At 46.9% G+C, this 19,519-nt stretch carries 18 protein-coding genes and 1 riboswitch; of the genes, 8 read left to right on the top strand and 10 right to left on the bottom strand.

Features of this window, described 5'->3' with window-relative positions; all coding sequences use genetic code 11:
- Positions 1 to 4: 4 nt before the first annotated feature.
- Positions 5 to 1,282: a kynureninase gene (kynU, locus tag ITJ88_RS15615; RefSeq protein WP_195866221.1), complete on the bottom strand. Its 1,278-nt coding sequence runs from the start codon at positions 1,280 to 1,282 to the stop codon at positions 5 to 7.
- 108 nt (positions 1,283 to 1,390) lie between these two features.
- On the opposite strand from kynU, the gene ITJ88_RS15610 reads away from it, so the two are divergent.
- The 3 genes from ITJ88_RS15610 to ITJ88_RS15600 are packed head-to-tail and all read left to right on the top strand — an operon-like array spanning position 1,391 to position 3,077.
- Positions 1,391 to 2,020 carry a TetR/AcrR family transcriptional regulator gene (locus ITJ88_RS15610; protein WP_195866220.1) on the top strand — a complete coding sequence of 210 codons (630 nt, stop codon included), beginning with the start codon at positions 1,391 to 1,393 and terminating at the stop codon, positions 2,018 to 2,020.
- Between the two features lie 49 nt (positions 2,021 to 2,069).
- Complete coding sequence (locus tag ITJ88_RS15605) at positions 2,070 to 2,522, top strand: DUF4385 domain-containing protein (protein WP_035399231.1); 453 nt, start codon at positions 2,070 to 2,072, stop codon at positions 2,520 to 2,522.
- 60 nt (positions 2,523 to 2,582) lie between these two features.
- The gene (locus ITJ88_RS15600) at positions 2,583 to 3,077 is read left to right on the top strand and encodes a DM13 domain-containing protein (protein WP_370567849.1); all 495 of its coding nucleotides are present in this window, start codon (positions 2,583 to 2,585) and stop codon (positions 3,075 to 3,077) included.
- A 52-nt stretch (positions 3,078 to 3,129) separates the two neighbouring features.
- Here the strand turns inward: ITJ88_RS15600 and ITJ88_RS15595 are convergent, their stop codons facing one another.
- The 3 genes from ITJ88_RS15595 to ITJ88_RS15585 all read right to left on the bottom strand — a co-directional run bounded on the left by ITJ88_RS15595 (position 3,130) and on the right by ITJ88_RS15585 (position 7,520).
- A complete protein-coding gene (locus ITJ88_RS15595) occupies positions 3,130 to 4,326 on the bottom strand; it encodes an MFS transporter (RefSeq protein WP_195866218.1) in 1,197 nt (398 codons plus the stop codon).
- A 363-nt stretch (positions 4,327 to 4,689) separates the two neighbouring features.
- Positions 4,690 to 5,751: an acyltransferase family protein gene (locus tag ITJ88_RS15590; protein ID WP_195866217.1), complete on the bottom strand. Its 1,062-nt coding sequence runs from the start codon at positions 5,749 to 5,751 to the stop codon at positions 4,690 to 4,692.
- On the bottom strand, positions 5,748 to 7,520 hold the full coding sequence (locus ITJ88_RS15585; RefSeq protein ID WP_195866216.1) for a CDP-glycerol glycerophosphotransferase family protein: 1,773 nt from the start codon (positions 7,518 to 7,520) through the stop codon (positions 5,748 to 5,750). Before ITJ88_RS15585 ends, ITJ88_RS15590 begins: the two co-directional genes overlap by 4 nt.
- A gap of 292 nt (positions 7,521 to 7,812) precedes the next feature.
- Here ITJ88_RS15585 and ITJ88_RS15580 point away from each other — a divergent pair, with 292 nt between their 5' ends.
- Genes ITJ88_RS15580 through ITJ88_RS15570 form a run of 3 tightly spaced genes read left to right on the top strand, consistent with a single transcriptional unit; the run spans position 7,813 to position 10,782 of the window.
- Entirely contained in the window at positions 7,813 to 8,526 is a 714-nt protein-coding gene (locus tag ITJ88_RS15580; protein WP_195866215.1) for an IspD/TarI family cytidylyltransferase, read from the top strand.
- Entirely contained in the window at positions 8,523 to 9,548 is a 1,026-nt protein-coding gene (locus ITJ88_RS15575) for a ribitol-5-phosphate dehydrogenase (protein WP_029343156.1), read from the top strand. Before ITJ88_RS15580 ends, ITJ88_RS15575 begins: the two co-directional genes overlap by 4 nt.
- Before the next feature lie 31 nt (positions 9,549 to 9,579).
- The gene (locus tag ITJ88_RS15570) at positions 9,580 to 10,782 is read left to right on the top strand and encodes a CDP-glycerol glycerophosphotransferase family protein (protein WP_195866214.1); all 1,203 of its coding nucleotides are present in this window, start codon (positions 9,580 to 9,582) and stop codon (positions 10,780 to 10,782) included.
- A 120-nt stretch (positions 10,783 to 10,902) separates the two neighbouring features.
- Here the strand turns inward: ITJ88_RS15570 and ITJ88_RS15565 are convergent, their stop codons facing one another.
- The 4 genes from ITJ88_RS15565 to ITJ88_RS15550 form a co-directional block, all read right to left on the bottom strand.
- The gene (locus ITJ88_RS15565) at positions 10,903 to 11,460 is read right to left on the bottom strand and encodes a nitroreductase family protein (protein ID WP_023466727.1); all 558 of its coding nucleotides are present in this window, start codon (positions 11,458 to 11,460) and stop codon (positions 10,903 to 10,905) included.
- A 125-nt stretch (positions 11,461 to 11,585) separates the two neighbouring features.
- Entirely contained in the window at positions 11,586 to 12,143 is a 558-nt protein-coding gene (locus ITJ88_RS15560) for a hypothetical protein (protein WP_023466728.1), read from the bottom strand.
- Between the two features lie 345 nt (positions 12,144 to 12,488).
- Positions 12,489 to 14,180 (bottom strand): DHA2 family efflux MFS transporter permease subunit, encoded by a 1,692-nt coding sequence (locus ITJ88_RS15555; RefSeq protein ID WP_064300480.1) that lies wholly within the window; start codon positions 14,178 to 14,180, stop codon positions 12,489 to 12,491.
- 12 nt (positions 14,181 to 14,192) lie between these two features.
- Positions 14,193 to 14,849 (bottom strand): HlyD family secretion protein, encoded by a 657-nt coding sequence (locus ITJ88_RS15550; RefSeq protein WP_035399222.1) that lies wholly within the window; start codon positions 14,847 to 14,849, stop codon positions 14,193 to 14,195.
- Between the two features lie 192 nt (positions 14,850 to 15,041).
- On the opposite strand from ITJ88_RS15550, the gene ITJ88_RS15545 reads away from it, so the two are divergent.
- Positions 15,042 to 15,647, top strand: a complete 606-nt coding sequence (locus ITJ88_RS15545) for a TetR/AcrR family transcriptional regulator (RefSeq protein ID WP_055969891.1) — start codon at positions 15,042 to 15,044, stop codon at positions 15,645 to 15,647.
- 42 nt (positions 15,648 to 15,689) lie between these two features.
- Here the strand turns inward: ITJ88_RS15545 and ITJ88_RS15540 are convergent, their stop codons facing one another.
- Positions 15,690 to 16,781 carry a diguanylate cyclase gene (locus ITJ88_RS15540; protein ID WP_230088894.1) on the bottom strand — a complete coding sequence of 364 codons (1,092 nt, stop codon included), beginning with the start codon at positions 16,779 to 16,781 and terminating at the stop codon, positions 15,690 to 15,692.
- A 138-nt stretch (positions 16,782 to 16,919) separates the two neighbouring features.
- Complete coding sequence (locus ITJ88_RS15535; protein ID WP_058265451.1) at positions 16,920 to 17,375, bottom strand: MarR family winged helix-turn-helix transcriptional regulator; 456 nt, start codon at positions 17,373 to 17,375, stop codon at positions 16,920 to 16,922.
- A 165-nt stretch (positions 17,376 to 17,540) separates the two neighbouring features.
- Positions 17,541 to 17,729: riboswitch (Lysine riboswitch) on the top strand.
- A 131-nt stretch (positions 17,730 to 17,860) separates the two neighbouring features.
- Here ITJ88_RS15535 and ITJ88_RS15530 point away from each other — a divergent pair.
- Positions 17,861 to 19,342, top strand: a complete 1,482-nt coding sequence (locus tag ITJ88_RS15530) for an amino acid permease (protein WP_023466735.1) — start codon at positions 17,861 to 17,863, stop codon at positions 19,340 to 19,342.
- The last annotated feature ends 177 nt before the right edge of the window (positions 19,343 to 19,519 follow it).

Below are 19,519 nucleotides of genomic sequence, written 5' to 3'. Positions count from 1 at the left end.
CTCCTTAAGCAACGACTTCGCGTTCATTCGCGAAACGTTCGTATTCTTTATCTTCCATGATTCGTTTGAGTGTCGCGACGACGTCATAGACATCGGTAAACGTATTGTAGAGCGCGACGGGTGCTAGACGGACGATGTTTGGCGCCCGGAAATCAGGGATGATCCGATTTTCCTTGAGTGCTTTACAGATCCGTGCTGCTTCCGGGTGCTCGAGGCTGAGATGCGCCCCGCGGCGTGTATCGTCGATCGGATTTCCGATGACGAAACCGTACGGTGTGAGTTCCTGCTCGACGAGTTCCATCATGTACTGCGTCAACGCGAGTGATTTTGTCCGAACGGCTTCGATACCGACTTCGTCAAACATCTCTAATGCACCGATTTGTGGAGCAAGACTTAAGACGTGTGGTGTCCCGATCTGGAAGGCACCGGCATGCGCCGCCGGTGTCATCGTGTGATCCATGTCAAACTGCTTATCCTTGCGTGAACCAAACCAGCCCGTCAGACCAGGCAACGTTCCGAAATGACGTTCGTGGACGAATAATCCACCAACCGTTCCAGGACCGCCGTTCAAGTGTTTGTAATTACACCAGTAGGCAAAGTCGACATCCCAGTCATGGAACGCGTGGGGAACGGCTCCGACGGAATGACAACCATCAAAACCAATCAGGATGCCACGGTCGTGTGCCTCCTTCGTCAAACGCTCCATATCGAGAATTTGTCCACTTCGGTAAAGTACCGCCGGCAAGACGATTAACGCGATATCATCTGTCATCGCAGCGATGATATCGTCTTCTTCTAAAAAGCGACCGTCCCGACTCGGTACTTGGATGAGGTGTGTCTCCGGATCCAGGCCACGTAAGCGAAGTTGGCTTTGGAGGGCATAGATATCCGACGGGAACGTCAGCGCATCCGCTAAAATCTTGTCTCGTCCTTCTGTTGGTTGGAAGAATGTCGCGACGAGTTGATGGAGATTGACGGTCGTCGAACCGGTCACCATGACTTCTTCAGCTTGTGCGCCGACGAGCGGAGCGTTGAGAGCAGCGAGACGTTCCGATAATTCAAACCAAGGATGACGTCCTTTCATCCAGCCATCGATTCCGAGTTCTTTCCAGTCTGATAGCGACTCGAGCAACGTCTTCTCGGCACGCTTCGATAACAAGCCGAGCGAGTTTCCGTCCATATAGATACTACCCGGTTGCAGATAAAACTCATCACGATAGGCGGCGAGTGCATCTTGCTCGTCCCGAGCAACAGCATCGCTCCGTTTTGCTTGCAGTGTCATACGTCATCCTCCTCAAATGAATGCTCAATCAATTTTGACAAAAGCGTAGCAAACAAATTGACATTGTGTCAATATTATCGAATAGAGAAAACAAAAGGAGTGAAGGACATGTCATCTTCTCAACCAGAAAAAATCGATAAACGTCATCTGCGCACAGTGCGGACACGCGAGAAACTGTTGAGTGCGGCACGTGACGTCTTCTTAGAACAAGGGTTTCAAACGGCAACCATTTCACAAGTGATTAAACAAGCGGGCGTCGGCTACGGAACAGCCTATGTCCATTTCGAAGGAAAAGATGAGCTGCTCGTCGTCCTGATGGAAGATGTCATGAGCCGCTTCCACGCGATCGCGGAACGAACATTCGAACCGGCGACGCCGCTAGAGGCAAAGGAACGTATCGTGACGCAAGCGACGGATTTCTTACGTCTCGCGGAAGAAGAACGAGCGATACTACGAATCGTCGAGCAAGCAATCGGCATGTCTTACATCGTCCGTGCGAAATGGAAAGCGATTCGGGAACGGTTCATCGATCGGATCAGTCAGGATATCCAGTACGCGCAGGAGACAGGACTTGCGCGGCAGGATGTCAATCCGAAACTCGTCGCCCGTGGGTGGTTCTTCGCGAATGAGATGTATTTATTCGAAGTCGTCCGCGAAGAGGCGACAGCGACGATCGAAGAGATCGCGCACGTCTTATCGACGATTTATACGCAAGGACTCTACCGGGTCGAGGATTGATGAACGGACGGGAAGGGAACGTTTCGAAGTAGAAGGGAGCGTGACCGGGATGGCGTTTGATTACGATCTCGATTTCAAGACGACGGATTTTCGTAAGGAGCCGGAAAAGTACCGGGTTGGACGCGGGGAGCAAGGGGTCTTACTCGTCGAACCTTATAAAAGTGAGATTTTGCCACATTGGCGTTTTAAGACGCCGGATATCGCGAAGGAATCGTCTGAGAAAATTTATGAGATGTATTTAGCTTATAAAGAAGACGGAGACTTCGTCGGCATGGATATGGCGCGGAAGTTCATTCAGATGGGACATACGCGCGCACGACGTTACGCGAACTATAAGGGTGGGCGTAAATATAAAGATAAAGAGACTAAAGAATTGCACACGCGCGAGATCGACGAAGAAAAAGCAAAATCTGCGGCCATCTTTCAAGAAAAATGGGATTTGATCCGGGCGGATGAAGAGTACTTGGCGTTAAAACGGGAACATCAAAAACAATACGGTTAAATTGCGATTCTCTAATAGAGGAATGGAGTGGAAGTAGTGCGAACAGGATCAAAAGTCATCGTGGGAATCGTCATTGTTTTCGTACTGGCTTTAGTTTGGTGGCTCGCATCACCTCTTTTTTTGAATGAATCAGTCGATGAAGGACTGCCGCCAGGTTCTTCGACAGTGGAACAAAAAGAGGAGGAAAACACCCCCGAAACGTCACAACCTTCTCCTAAAGAAACAGAAGCTGAATTATCAGGTACATTCATGAACGGTGAAAAAAATTACAAAACATCAGGGGACGTTAGGACGCTAACTGTAGACGATACGTTGTATCTACGTTTTGAAGATTTCCAAACGACGAACGGTCCAGATCTGTTTGTGTATTTGGTCGAGCCCGGTGAAGATACAGCAGATGGAATTCGTCTCGGTGCCTTAAAAGGGAATCAAGGAAATCAGAACTATATAATTCCAAAAGACGTCGATTTGACGAAACATAGCCGTGTCGTCATTTGGTGTCGTGCCTTTGATGCTGACTTTGGAACAGGTGACTTAAAAGCAATGAATGAATGAAAAAGCAATGCGCTTCCGAATAAAAAATCGGAAACGCATTGCTTTTTTGACGTTAAGAACTCTGTTCGACCTTGGCAATCAGTCGTGCTTGACGTTTTTGCCAGATGAACGATCCGATGAACGTCACGACGAGGAAAATCAGACCGAGTGCAAACGGATAGAGAATATTGACGTCATATAGGACACCCGCAAGCGTTGGTCCGAGCACGTTCCCGATGCTCATGTAGGCGTTGTTCATCCCCATAGCAAAGCCTTGCTCATTACCAGCGAGTTTTGAAATCATCGTATTCAAGACGGGACGTAAAATCGACGTCGCGAGGAAGATGACGAGGGTGATCGCAAAGAATCCACCGTAACTTGATGTCAATAATGACAACAGGAAGCCAAGCGCTGCGATGAACAGGAATAGGTTCAAGACCTTTCCTTCTCCGAGACTACGTGACAGCTTATCGACGATGAAGATTTGAGCAATGACGCTGATGATCCCGGTCGACGTCACCATGATCGCGATGTCTTTCGGTGAAGCACCGAATTGGTCATCGACGAATAGACCAAGTACTGATTCGTATGCCATGAGACCGAAGCTCATGACGAGTGTAATGACGAGCGGGACGAAGTACGGTTTCTTAAATGATGTGCCCAGTTTCTTAAGCATCGACCCTTCGTCTGGTGCCATCGCCGTCGCATCGTGTTTTTCGCTTTCTTGAAGCAACAGGACGCTGAACAAGACGGCTGCCCCTGAGACGATCGCTGAGACGAGGAGTGGCAATTTTAAGTCGTATTCGGCAAGGAATCCACCGATTCCAGGACCGATGACAATACCGAGTGACATCGCAGCTGAGACGTAACTGTTTCCTTTTGCGCGTTGATCCATCGTCGTGATGTCCGCGACGTAAGCAAAAATCGCTGGAATCAGAAGTGCAGCACCGGCACCGCCGATTGCGCGCGAGATGTAGAGGACCGTGACGGAATTGGAGAAATAGAAGACAAACATCGAGAGCGTCAAGCCGATCAATCCATAGATGATCATCTTGCGACGACCGTATTGGTCCGCCCATTTTCCGGCAATCGGTGACATGACGAGTTGTGCTCCGGCAAAGATGGCGATCATTAACCCAGCCGCCGTCCCACCTTGTCCAATTGACGCTAAGTAAGCGGGTAGAATCGGAATGATGATCCCGAAGCTCCCGACCGCAATAAACATATTGATCATGAGGACCGTTAATTTTTTTCGTTGATCCGCGTGCAAGGGGACCCCTTCTTTCGACCCGCTTTCTGTAAGCGGTTATTTGTTTCACCTTCATTATCTTAGATTCAAGCTAAAGGACCTGTCAACGCAGACGAGTCGAGGATTCGAAAAAGGGGCTGACTCAAAAAAAGAATGACGCGTCTTTTCACGCCCTTTCCTAAGGCGAGACACGCGAGCCAGTTTTCCTGCCTTATTTAAGCAGAAAAGCGGGTCTTGTTCGTCTCTGACAGCGCGATGCGCTTTTTCCTGTAGGAGGTGCGTGTGACGCGCCATTCTTTTTGTTACGAGATAAGGGTGGCAGATCATCATTCTGCCACCCTTATCTTTGTAGAGACTGACTTTTGAGTCAGCCCCGATTCAGACTTATTGTTCTTTTTTTAATAACCATTTGATGTTCGGTGACAGCAACGGTCGGAAGATTGTCACGACGGGTCGACTCGACAGCAACCAGACGAAACCGGTAGCGAGCAAGAAGGACAGTCCAATCAGTAACAGTGGCGACTCCGTAATGGCTGGTGGAACCGAATCACGGAACAAACGGACAATGAACGAGTGAATCAAGTAAATCGCAAGCGTCTGGATGCCGATCTGATCGAATCGATCTCCAAATGACCGGTGCGGCACGAGCAACAAGACCGAGAAAATCATGATCGTACTGACGGCATAGAGGAACAATTGAATCGCTGCTCCCTTCAGAAGTGAGACTTCAAATTCTCCATAGGTGTCGCGGTAGAAGAGCCAGACCGTATCAAATCCGTTTTTCGTCCAGACAATCATGAAGACGACAATCAAGAGTGAGACGATTAGTCCGGTCAGTCGACCAATCGGTGCCGTCATCTGCTTTCGCCAGCCGGCGTCAGTCAGCCAACCGCGCTCTTTGACGAGGTAACCCATCAAAAAGAACGGATAAAAACTGACGACTTTTTGTAACGACAGGAAGTTCGTGATTGAATCTGGGTTGGCATTGATCAATAACGCAAATAAGACACTGACGATCAGCGGGAAACGCATCACCTGGAATGCCGGTGTGACGGTTTGCCAAATGATGATCCCAAGCAGATACCAAAGCGTCCAATTCGGAACGAGCGGATGGAGTAACCCATCGAACATCTCACGTAAGGAATCATCCTGCGTGTAGGACAAATAGATTTCGTGAATCGATTGCCAGATGAAATACAGGGCAACGAAGGCGAGGATGCGTTGCGGTCGAACTTGTTTGAAAAAGTAGCCACTCATGAAGATGAAGGCGGGCATGTGCAACAAGTAAATGACGTTATACGCCATCCTCACACTATCGTTTCCCGGTAAATCACGGAACGTCTCGATCAAATGACCGAAGACGACCATGAAGATGAGTAAGACCTTATAGTTCCCAAGCCAATGATCGTACGCTGGTGTGGTCACTGGTTTGATGGGGCGATTCATTTTTTCTCACCCAGCAGGATTTGATCAACGAACCGGGCGCTCGATTTCCCGTCTTGATGTTCAAAGAAATACTCTGCGAATGCTTTGACGTTATGCATTTCGAAGTCCTTGTTTTTAATCCGTTCAATCAATTCGTCCGATGTCTTGACGATTGGACCCGGAACGAATTCTTCGAAGTCGTAATAGAAATCACGTTTTGAGATGTAGTCCTCAAGGTCATACGCGAAGAACAACATCGGTCGATTCAATAGGGAGAACTCGAAACACGTTGATGAGTAATCCGTAATCAAGATGTCTGAGACGAACAGCAACTCATTGATTTCACGATGATCCGTTAAATCGAGGAAGAAGTCAGCGTAGACTTCCGGAATCTCCATCCGGCGGCGGATGAATGGATGCAGTTTAAGGACGAAGACGTACTCCTCATGAAGTGCTTCATACAGCGCATCGAGATCGAGTTGATCAAAATCATAATAGGCACTTTTCGCACCATTTCCTCGGAACGTCGGCGCGAACATGATGACTTTCTTTTGTTTGAAGATGGGATATTCCTCATAGATACGTGCTTTTGCTTCCTCGATGAACGGTTGATCGAAGAACATATCCGTCCGTGGAATACCGGTCGCGATGACCTGATCTTCCCGTAACCCGAAGCCTTCAGCATAATGACGGGCGACATTATGCGAGCTGACGATCGCTTTCGTATAGTTTCGATGACTGAGCGAGTTCGCGCTTGGACCACCTGGTTTTCCGAGGCGGCTGTACCCGAATGTCTTGAAGGCGCCAACAGCATGCCAGACTTGAACCAAATCACTGCCTTTCCGAATGTTCAACGGGTAAATCATCGGATAGAAGTCATCGACAAGAATCGTCTTTGCTGTCGCTAAATGGTATGGCAAGGCAAATTTGTCACGCCAATCACGACGAGACTGAAGATTTGGTTTGAAGAAGGTCTTCACATCGAGATCGAGATCACGACGCTTGACTTCATCCAAGATATAAGCAAAGTTCCCACTGATATCACTCCGTGAATCCGAAGCGAGGATGACTTTGTTCTCTTGGATTGGTTGCGTCCATTTCGTAACGTTATAAATCGCCTTGAAGGTGAAACGACGAAACTTGAACGCGCGCTTTTTCATATTCTTCTTCCACTTCTTATAGCGATCGATGACTTGGATTAGACGTTTCGATTCGCCTTTCTTCAGGGAATGGAAACCTAAAGAGTTGCTGTATTCCGAATACTGCACGACAAGTTCATATTCGAGTAAGATCAAGCTGTTACTATGTTTTGTATCGACGCGGTAAGCGACTGGGATTAACGAACGCGTATCACCAAAAGGCGCTTCATGTAAGATCGTTTTTCCTTGGACGATGGCGAAGAACGCATCAAAATAGCCCATCGGCAGTGGACGACCTGTCGGCGTGATATGGTTCAGGTTCAATTCGCCCGTAAAGGCTTCTTCCGTCCAGTCACCTTCGAACGGAAAGCGGCAAATGAACGTCCGTTTGTTTCGTTTATTACGAAAGACGATGGCACGTTCAAGCGGTATTAATGCTTCAGTAGGTTCAGACTGAATATACTCATCGTCATGTTCCTCAAGTTCAGGTTGCTGTTGCGATGTAGGATTTTCAAATAACGTTTGTTCGGCACGCAAAAAATCAGCCAATCCACTTAAACGTGCTTCGAAACGAAACGTCGTTCCAACTAATTCCAAGTAGGTGACCTCAGCATGTAAAGTAGGGGTCAGTGTCTCTTCGATCAAAACCATCTCTCCTCGCTCGAATAATTACAATGCATTTACACAATCATGATAGATTTTTAAATTTTACGTGAACATAGTATAGTGAAACTAGAAATCACCACTCATTATATCGTGAGACATTAAAATTAATAGGGATTTCTTTATTTTTTTGTGTTTTTGTAAAATAACACTTCAACACAGACTGCATCATTACACATACCCTGAACGCTAGGGAAAGAAAACCGAAATTCGATTATTTCATAAGGGAGGGAAGCAGGTCGTCTCGTTTGAAAGAGCCAACGAGACACTGCGTCAGAAGATGATTTATGCAGCCATTTTAGCTGGAGGAAAAGGAACACGAATGGGGAATGTCGATCGACCGAAACAATTCTTATCGATCGGAGAACGTCCAATCATCGTCCATACAGTAGAGAAATTCCTATTACATGAGGATTTTGACCGCATCATCATCGTCACACCGACTGCTTGGATTAACTATACGCGCGATATTTTGGAGAAATACATTGGAAAAGATGAACGCCTCGTCATTACACCGGGTGGACAGGATCGTAATGAATCGATCATGGCAGCGGTGAACTGGATCGAAGAGAAAAACGGTCTGTCTGAGGAAGATATCATCGTCACACACGACGCCGTCCGTCCGTTCTTAACGCATCGCATCATTAAAGAAAACATTGAAGCAGCGCAAGAATTCGGCTCATGCGACACGGTCATTTCAGCGATTGATACGATCGTCGCTTCGACGAATGGTAAAACGATTACGGACATCCCGGTTCGTGATCAAATGTATCAAGGACAGACACCACAAAGTTTCCAGATCACGAAATTGAAAGCGCATTATGAATCACTCTCGACCGAGGATCGTGCTATTTTGACTGATGCTTGTAAGATTCTTTTACTTAAAGGGGAAGATGTCGCGCTCGTCACAGGGGAACTGTTCAACATTAAAGTGACGACACCATACGACCTACGGATTGCGAATGCTATCTTGAAGGAGCGGATTCATCAATGATTAACCAAGTCTATCAACTCGTCGCCCCGCGTCAAATCGAAGTGACGTATGATGAACGGTCATTGAATACTGATCGTGTTGTCGTGCGTCCAACGTATTTATCGATTTGTCACGCGGATCAACGCTACTTCACGGGTAGCCGTAGTGCGGAAGTATTGGCGAAAAAATTACCGATGGCCATGATTCATGAAGGCATCGGAAAAGTCGTACATGATCCGAGTGGAACATTCAAGAAGGGAACACTCGTCGCGATGGTTCCGAATACACCGACGGAAGAAGATGACATCATCGGTGAAAACTATTTGCGAACGAGTCGTTTCCGTTCGAGTGGATATGATGGCTATATGCAAGACTATGTGTTCTTAAAAGCAGATCGTCTTGTCGAGGTACCGGCTGATCTTGATCCTGAAGTCGCGGCATTCACTGAACTCGTCAGTGTATCGGTCCATGCCTTGACTCGTTTCGAAAAGATTGCCCATCCGCGTCGGGAGACGTTCGGAGTGTGGGGTGACGGGAATCTTGGCTTCATCACAGCACTCTTGCTACGTAAGTTGTATCCGGAAGCGAAATTACTCGTCTTTGGCAAAACGCAGTCGAAGCTTGACTATTTCTCGTTTGCAGACGAGACGTACCACATCGATCAGATTCCAGCCGATGTCTCCTTCAACCACGGTTTCGAATGTGTTGGGGGAATTGGCAGCCAATATGCGATCAATCAGATGATCGACTATATCATTCCGGAAGGCACGATGGCGTTACTTGGCGTATCAGAAGATGCCGTCGCGATCAACACGCGGATGATTCTTGAAAAAGGACTTCGTGTCTACGGTTCAAGTCGGAGTACACCGGCTGATTTCGCACGGACGATGGAATTGTATCAAACACATCCTGATATTCCAGCTTATTTATCGAACCTGGTTTCAGGCGTCTTCCAAATTCGACAAATCGAAGATATCCATAAAGCGTTTGAAAACGATTTGACGAACCGGTTCGGAAAGACGGTCATGGAATGGTGCATGTAACGATGTGCGCTGAAAAAGAGGAGAATCGTCTATGAAACAAAAAATTCGGTTATTGCAACGACGGACGGTCCACTATCTGCTTGCTGTGACGTACTGGTTGACGAAACGGTTACCGATTCAACCGAAAAAAGTCGTCTTTGCGACATATCGTTCCGATCGTCTTGTCGATAACTTTCGTGCCGTCTACGATGAACTCGAACGTCGCGACTTAGGGTATGAATACGTTTTTTTGTTAAAGCGATTCCCTCAATCGTTGGCGGGGCAAATCCAATACGTCTTTCATATGATGCGAGCGACGTACGAGTTAGCGACTGCTCGTTACTTCATCATTGATGATTATTATTACCCTGTATATGTGTCGTCCTTACGGGAAGGAACAGAAGTCATTCAGCTATGGCATGCTTGCGGAGCCTTTAAAAAGTTCGGCTATAGTGTGCTTGATAAATCGTATTCACCGGATGATGATTATTTGAAGATGGTCCAGATTCACCGGAACTATAGCAAGGTCTATGTTTCCGGTGAAGCATGTATCACACCATATGCGGACGCTTTCGGAATGGAGCAGAAACGGATCTATCCCTTAGGGGTTCCACGGACGGATCAGCTACTGAACACAGCACGCCAAGCCCGTGTTCGAGAAAAGTTGTATGACCGATATCCAGAATGGCGCAAGAAACGAATCATCTTACTCGCGCCGACGTTCCGAGGAAATGGACAGACAACGGCACATTACGATCAAGAGCTCGATTTTGAGAAGTTCCGTCGTGAGCTTGGACCGGATACAGTCCTCTTGCTTCGCATGCACCCGTTTGTTCTCAATCCACCAGTCGTACCGGACGCGTATGCGGATCAAATCATTAACATGACAGACTATCCGGACATCAATGATCTGATGCAGATTGCGGATATTCTGATTACGGATTATTCGTCTGTCATCTTCGAGTTTGCCTTGTTGCAGAAGCCGATGATTTTTCTCGTCAACGATCTGCAGTCGTATAAAGCAGAACGCGATTTCTACTTCCCATACGAAACCTTCGTGCCGGGACCAATCGTGTCGACGTTTGAAGACGTCATTGCTTGGATTAAACGTGGACAATTCGATACACAGAAGATCGAGACATTCGCGAATCAGTTCTTTACGTATCAGGATGGAGAAGCGACCAAACGAATCGTCGACCATATGTTATATGACACGATTCCAGAGGCGCCTGTCTATACGAAAACACCAGTGTGAATACAGAAAAACGTTCCGATTGCGTCTCCATTTGGGGAGAGAGACGTCATCGGAACGTTTTTATGTTTGAATTGGGGCTTGATTGGCGCGAGCAGGGGTAGCTCGCAGAATGCGCACCTCTTAAAAGTGCGTCAACTTGTCCTTTGCGGACGTTCTCGGTTTGACAGGTGGAACGATGGCAGGCCAGCCAATTTGAATGACGCCAAGAACACGTTCGTTTTCAGAAGCGTCAACGAGTGAGGCATACTCTGGTGTGAACCAGTGTTTCCCGCTCTTCCAGCAACAACCAAGACCTCGTTCTGTTGCTACCAACTGTAGATTTTGAATCATCGCAGCTGTTGCAAGTGTATCCTCGAGCTGTTGATCCGGTGTCCCTTGTACCTGACAAAGTACCGTTAAATAAACGGGAACTTCCCGTAATTTTTGTTCAGCCTGTTGACGTTGTTCAGACGTTTTCGTCTCGAATTGACCACGCGCTGTCAGCAATTCCATCAAGGCATCGACATACCGTGTTTGTCCGTCTTCGATTGCGAGAACAAAGCGCCAAGGCTCTCTTAATTTATGATTCGGGGCATAAATCGCCGTGTCGAGTAATGCTTCTACCAATTCGACCGGAACGGGTTGTTCCGTATAGGACCGGATCGACCGGCGTGTTTCAATCACTTGTTGGGCATGCATCCGTTTCATCTCCTCACTGAGTACTTTTTCACTATAAATGATAACGATTATCATTGTCAACGTTATTTGTCAGAAAACAAAAAAAGACGATTCCCGATAGGAAATCATCTTTCGTTGCATTCGAATTAAGAGGCTTTTCGTTCCTCGTCTTGATCTTGAGCAACAGTCGTTAGTTTCTTTTTCATAAGACGAATCCGGTATAAGGCAAATAGATAATGGGCGAAATAGATCGTAAAACCAAGGAAAATCGTTAATGCTACATGAATTTGAACGCCAGGAACAGCATGAAGCTGTATGAAGAGCAAGACAGCCATTGCCATCGTATAAAGCACCATTTCCACCGATTGTGGCATGACGCGTTGACGTTTTAAGAAAAAGGAACGCATAAGTGGCAGGACGACGAGACTGACGAGACGATCAACCAGTCCAATGACAAGCACGCTGATCACCATCGCTAAACCATTTTCAAAAGCGATTAACCGTGGGAAGACAAGATAGGTGACGAGTAATAGTGGTCCAACTAATAAAAAGATTGAAATCGAGGCACGTGCGAATACGAAGAGCCCGTTGACACTTGTTAAAAAGGCACGAACGATCTTTTGTGACCAAGGGGATGGTCGACCAACTTGCCAAGCAAAACAACAAGCAAAGATGAACGCATAAAATTGCAGAAAGGCAACCATAAAGCATCTCCTTTAGATATGAAACTCATTGTCCCTAGTGTATCGATTTTAAGGCTGAAGTGCAAAGAAGAACTTTTCGTAAAGTATAAGAAAAGAGGCTGACTCAAAAAAGAATGACGCGTCTTTTCACGCCCTTTCCTCAGGCGAGACACAAGCCAGTTTTCCTGCTTTATTCAAGCAGGAAAGCGGGTCTTGTTTGTCTCTGACAGCGCAAAGATGCGCTTTTTCCTGTAGGAGTGGCGTGAAACGCGTCATTCTTTTTGTTATGAGGTAAGGGTGGCAGATCATCATTCTGCCACCCCTATCTTTGTGGAAACTGACTTTTGAGTCAGTCCCTTTCGTCAATCAATCCAGATTCGGTTCTTTTTTTCCGTGCAAGAAGAAGGACAGAATCAGTGCAAGCGCAGATAAGACGGTCGCAATCCAGAACGCATCGGTGATCCCTTGGATCGTCGCTTGTTTCGTCAGCATCGTAAACCAACTCGTTGAAGCGGCTTGTGAGCTACCCAACTGTTGTCCAAGATCGTTTAAATGTTGCGAAAGCGTCGGGTCGAGCGTCGTAAACTGATTCGCGTCGTCTGCCAAGTGAGCCGTCGTTTGACGGGTCATGACGGTGACGAGAATTGCCGTTCCGATGGAGCCGGCGACTTGACGAAGTGTGTTTTGGGTCGCGTTTCCGTGCGGGATCATCTTCATCGGTAAAGCGTTCATACCGGCAGTCATGATTGGCATCATGATAAATGCCATACCGAATGACCGAAGCATGTAGATGCCCATGATGGAATAATACGACGTATCCATGTTTAATTGCGTCAATTCCCATGTCCCGTACGTCATCAACGTCAAACCGAAGATAGCGAGCGGTCGAATACCGAAGCGGTCAAATAAACGACCGGCAATCGGTCCGGTGATTCCCATGATCAGTGATCCGGGCAAAAGGAGAAGACCTGAATCGACCGGTGAAAAACCGCGAATACTTTGAAGGTAAATCGGTAAAAGCAACATCCCGCCGAACAAGGCCATCGTGACGATGACATTGATGAAGAGGGTGAACGAAAATTCCGGAACCTTTAACACACGAATATTCAACATTGGATCTTCCATCGACAGCTCACGCATTGCAAAAGCAGCAATTCCAATTAAGCCGATGACGATCGTGCTGATGACGATCGGGCTATCCCAGCCGTCATTCCCGGCTTCACTGAATCCGTAAAGGAGACTCCCGAATCCGATCGTACTAAATAAGACGCCCAGTGCGTCGAAAGAAGGTTTCGAGAGTGGCTGCGTCAGGCGGAACCAGGCTGTACCGAGTAACAATGTCACTAATCCAAAGAACGACATCGCATAAAACATGACGTGCCAGTCATAGTTTTGGATGACATATCCCGTAATCGTAGGTCCGACAGCAGGAGCCAGAATCATTGCGATTCCGAGCATTCCCATGGCAGCACCGCGCTTATGCGGTGGGAACAATGTCATGAAGACGTTTGATCCGAGTGGCATCAAGATACCAGCCCCCGCTGCCTGAACGACACGACCGATCATCATGACCGGGAAGTTCATTGCCATCGAACAGATGACCGATCCGAAGAAAAACAGTGTCATCGAAGCGAGAAACAGCTGGCGGAACGTATAGCTTCGCATCAAAAAGGCACTGATCGGAATCAAAATCCCGTTGACGAGCATGAAGCCCGTCGTCAACCATTGGGCAGTGGATGTCGACACGTTAAAGTCATTGATCAGAACCGGTAACGCGACATTGATCAACGTTTGGTTCAAAATAGCAATGAACATACCGATGAGTAAGACCGTCAGTACTTTCGGAATACTGACGTTTTCAGTCGATACCTGTTTTGAAGGTGCTGCGACTGGTGGTGTCACGGTCATCGTCGGTTCCGTCTCGAGGGATTCCTCGAGTGTCGGTCCGTCCGTCGCCAGTGCCGTGTCGGATGAGCGGCTTCGACGGGCAATCCAGTTGACGCCGATGATGATCAGAATCGTGAACGCACTGTATCCGAACAAGAAGGTAGTAGACATGAACGTCCCTCCTTAATCCTTATGAATGCGGACGGTCACATTCATACCAGGTCGAATGTCGAGTGATTTTTCTTGCGAGAGTGAGACTTTAACAGGAATGACTTGTGCGACTTTCGTGTAGTTCGCGTTTCCGTTTGAAGAAGGCATCATTGAGAACGTGGAAGCCGTCGTCATACCGATTTGCTCGACTTCACCAGAAAGTGTCGTGTCCGGATAGCTGTCGACGTAAACATCCACTGTTTGTCCGACTTTGATTTCATCGATTTCTGTTTCTTCGATGTTCGCTGTGACCCAAAGGTCGTTTAAGTCAAAACCATAGGCAAGTGGTGTACCTGCTGCGACGAAGCCGTTCTTTGTCGCCATCGACTGAACGATCGTTGCTTTTGAGGGCATTGAAACCGAGAGATCCGTCGGTTTTTGTCCGGCTTGTGCCGTCATGACGTGTCCGACTGTTGCGCCACTGGCAAGTGATTCGCCTGTTTTCGCAGACCAGTCTGTTAATTTACCAGCGCTTGGGCTCGCAACCGTTATCATCTTACCGTCGATTTTCGCATTGTCTGTTTTGACATAGCTCGTTGCTTGATCGTAATAGTAGTATCCGACAACACCACCACCGATTAAAACGATGAGTGTCACGATATTGATGATCAATAATTTTTTCATACTCATGGGTGTGTTAGCATCCTTTCTTGTGTACAATCGATTCAAAAAAAGTACTCCTCTGGGGGGAGGAGTAATTAATATAGTTAATTATATGGAACGTTAGCTAACAAACAACCGACAATTTCCGACAAAATGTTGGAAAAATAGATGATAACGGATTCATTAATGAAAAGATGGTGAAAAAGGAGTGAAATATGGATGAATGAGAGCCGTGATCCCCGACCAAAACGGTCACGTGACCGTATTACGATGGAATTATTTCGTTTACTGAAGACGCACAGCTTCTCGAGCATTACTGTCAAAATGTTGACAGATGGAGCAGGTGTGAACCGTTCGACCTTCTACGCACACTATACGGATAAGTATGATTTGCTCGACCAAGTCGTTGAGGAGCAAATGAAAGCACTTGAACAAGCGATTCGGATCACGGGTACAGGAACTGTCTTTCCGACAGTCGAGCAGGTGAGTCGCTATTTTGCTCGTTTGTTCATTCATATCGAAGAAAATGAATTATTCTATCAGACGATGCTCGTTCAAGGACCGATCAAAACGTTCATCTCTCGTTTTCTCGATACATTGAAAGAGAATTATCGAATTGTGTTTCGACCGCAAATCACAGAAGAAGCTACGTTCGTCGATCGGGACTTATTATTGAACTATGTCATTGGTGGACAGTTGGGATTGTTGATTTCTTGGTTACGAAACGGTCGACCGTATTCATCAGAATACATGGCAGAACAATTAAGTCGGATGATTGTTTTTGGAACGGTTGAAAGCATCGGTTTTCCTAAAGAGACGGAATGAAGACGTAAAAAAGACACTCCCCTACGGAAGTGTCCAATCAGTTTAAGCTTGTCGGAATGCAAGTTCTTTCGTATAGATCGTACTCCGGTTCCGTCCGTTTTCTTTTGAGTAATACAACGCTTTATCTGCCTGTTGTAATGCTTCAAGTGACGTATGCGAACCACTGGAATGGGAAATCCCAAGTGAGATCGTAATTTGCAGATCAGGTACATCTGCTGTCGGGAACAGGTTACGTGCGACCGTCAGCCGAGCTAGTTCTGCTATTTTTTGCGCTTCTTTCGCCGAAGTACTTGGTAAGATGATTAAAAATTCTTCACCACCGTACCGTCCGACGAGGTCGTCTGGACGCGTCAAGGAAGCGAGAGTCATGCCGAGTTGGCGTAACACATCATCGCCCGCATCATGACCATATGTATCATTGACATGCTTGAAGAAATCGATATCGATGAGTACAAGCGAATAGCCTTGGTCGGTCGAGCCGACAAGCGAAAGCGAGTCATCCAGACGACGACGATTGGCGAGTCCTGTCAAAGCATCCGTCATGGCGAGTTTCTGCTGATACTGGATGTTTTCGAAGTGACGGCGTAATTCCGTCAGTAATCGAAAGGCAACAAAGCCAGCTAATAAATTAAAGAAGACGTACGCAATCGAGATTTTAAAGAATGTCGACCAGCTGTGCGTCAGGACGTAGATGGCGGGTAACGAATAGAGAATACCGACCAATACCATAAGCTGAAAATGACGCATCGAGACATGGACGAATCGACGAATGATCCCGATCGTCGTGATGAACAAGACGATGATCAACGTCGATAAATAAAAGCCTTCCATTTGATCAACTGGTGTTAAAAAGTAACGTGTCCCGATGATCATCACACCGGCGACGATGGCGCTTGGGAAACCACCGAACAGCATGGCAATCGCGACGGGAACGATACGTAAATCAACACGGGCGACATCGATTTGAATCCCATTGAACATCAATAAAACCGCAATCAGACCAGAGACAGCTCCGAGTATAAGTCGAATGCTCCATTTGGAGTTCAATGAAATACGCGGTTGATTCCGAAACGGTAAGAACAAGAGAGTAATCGTTGTGAACAGTAGACAAAAGTTAATGATGAATTGATTCATGATGGACAACAAATCCTCCCAACTCCCCCAGCTAACAGATTTCCATATATATACTTCCAGTATACTCAAGTAGATAACGGTTAGACAGAGGGAAATCTTTAGACCAAAATAGAAAAAACGGTAGAAAATCTACCGTTTTTAAGAAGACGAAGTAAGGGTATCTTCATCCATCGTCTGCAAAATTTTATCAAAGACATGAACCATCGTTTCGAGTTCTTCTTCCGTCAATGTGCCGAAGCGATCTTGTAAATAGTTTTTCCGGACGATTTCGAGATCCCGAAATGCACGTTCTCCGTCCTCCGTCAAAGCGAGGACGATTGAACGACGATCTTCCGTCGAACGTGTCCGTGTGACATATCCTTGTTTATACAGCTTATCCGTCAAAGCAGTGACTTGACTCGTCGCGAGCTCAAATTGTTCCGCGAGAAGCGTCGGGCGCTGAGGACCATTTTCTGAAAGGCTTCGTAAGATGAAAAATTCACTCCGGGTCGCCGTTCCTTCAAATAGCCGGTTAAGTTCACGTCGCAGGGTACGAAGAATGACACGCATTTGTTCTTCGAGTCGATAAGTTAGCAAATCACGTTCCTGTGGCATGCAAGCAGCATCCTTTCTCTCAGTGGACTTCTACCATTTAGTGTACTAAACATATCGGATTTTTACCATCGACTACCCGATATTCGAAAATGGCAATTGACAATTTCGTGGCGATTTGTGTAATATGGCGTAGTAATAACTAACTTAATTCAGTTCTCACTCAACCAGTGGGATGGAGGTTGCAGTTCTTAAGAGTACGGTTACGGATGTCGTCAAGCGACAGATGAGGTGACCTGAAAGGAAGAATTGCCGAAATCAATCATCGCTTTGAAGATGATCGATTGGGATTAGATCAAATAGGTCTAATACTGTCACAAGTCGGGTATCACCTACTTGTGGAGAGCTATCTTTCACGACGGTAGAATGAGGCGCATCCATTTTATTATGTTGCGTTCTCATCTTCCATCTGGAAGATGAGGGCGCTTTTTGTTTTTTCATTCAAAAAGTGTCCTCTCAAAAATTTATTAAAGAGAGAAGCGAACGAAATGAACAATCTAGATGTGAAACAAACAACAGATTCGACAGCAGAAGGATTAAAACGTGGATTACAAGCCCGTCATATGTCGATGATCGCCATCGGTGGAGCGATCGGAACAGGACTCTTCATTGCGTCCGGTGCTTCCGTCGCAGCAGCAGGACCAGGTGGGGCGCTCCTATCGTATGCAATCGTTGGTCTGATGGTCTACTTCCTCATGACAAGTCTTGGTGAAATGGCAGCGTACATGCCGGTCGCTGGATCCTTCTCGACATATGGAACGAAATTCGTCGATCCATCATTCGGCTTTGCACTTGGCTGGAACTACTGGTACAACTGGGCAGTCACGATCGCAGTCGAACTCGTCGCAGCACAAATTGTCATGACGTACTGGTTCCCGGACGTTCCTGGGTTTTACTTCAGTGCCTTGTTCCTCTTACTCATGATTGGCTTGAACTACTTCTCCGTTAAAGGATTCGGAGAAGCGGAGTATTGGTTTGCGATGATTAAAGTCGTCACCGTCATCGTCTTCTTAGTCGTCGGTGTTGCGATGATTTTTGGTGTCTTTACATCGGAGCCACCGGTTGGCTTTAAAAACTTTGCTCTTGGCGATGCGCCGTTCGTCGGTGGAATTCCTGCCGTCATCGGTATCATTCTCGTTGCCGGATTCAGTTTCCAAGGAACGGAGCTGGTCGGGATTGCCGCGGGTGAATCGGAAGATCCGAAAAAGAATGTTCCAAAAGCAGTCAAACAAGTCTTCTGGCGTATCTTGCTTTTCTACGTCTTCGCGATTTTCGTCATCGGAATGCTCATTCCATATACGAGCCCAAACTTGGTTTCCAATGACATTACGGACGTCGCGGTTAGTCCGTTTACGCTCGTCTTTGAAAAAGCGGGTCTTGCCTTCTCAGCAGCACTCATGAACGCCGTCATCTTGACGTCTGTTCTATCTGCCGGAAACTCAGGTATGTATGCTTCGACTCGGATGCTTTATACACTTGCTCGCCAAGGGGATGCACCGAAGTTGTTCGCGAAAGTATCGAAAAACGGTGTACCGCGTAACGCTTTGCTCGCAACAGGAGCAGTCGGTGCGCTCTGCTTCTTGACGTCAATGTTTGGTGGACAAGTCTACTTGTGGTTACTCAATGCTTCCGGTATGACAGGCTTCATCGCATGGCTCGGGATTGCAATCAGTCACTATCGTTTCCGTAAAGGATTCCTTGCGCAAGGTCACTCGTTGAAAGACTTACCATATGTTGCACCAGCATTCCCATTCGGTCCGCTGTTCGCCTTCGGTCTTTGTTTCCTCGTCATCGTCGGTCAAAACTATGCCGCATTCCTCGCTGATCAAATCGATTGGGTCGGAATTGCCGCAACGTATGTTGGTATTCCATTATTCCTTGCCTTTTGGTTAGGACATAAATTCAAAAACCGGACGTCGATCGTTCGTTATGACGAGATGGACTTCCCGGAACATCCACGTCAATCATAATGTGTGAACCACCTTCTATAAATGAAGGTGATTGAGATTGAAGACAAAGTGCAATTTTTCTCTGATGAGTCTGATGAGAAAGATTGCGCTTTTTTGTTCGTTTCGAATCGTTTTCCTGGGACAAGCATCGCGCCGCTTCGCTTCGCTCCAGGGTCGCTCTTGCTTGTTTTTCCCTAG

Source organism: Exiguobacterium abrahamii (assembly GCF_015645365.1).
GTDB lineage: Bacteria > Bacillota > Bacilli > Exiguobacteriales > Exiguobacteriaceae > Exiguobacterium_A > Exiguobacterium_A abrahamii.
This window is presented reverse-complemented; position numbering and strand designations above follow the sequence as displayed.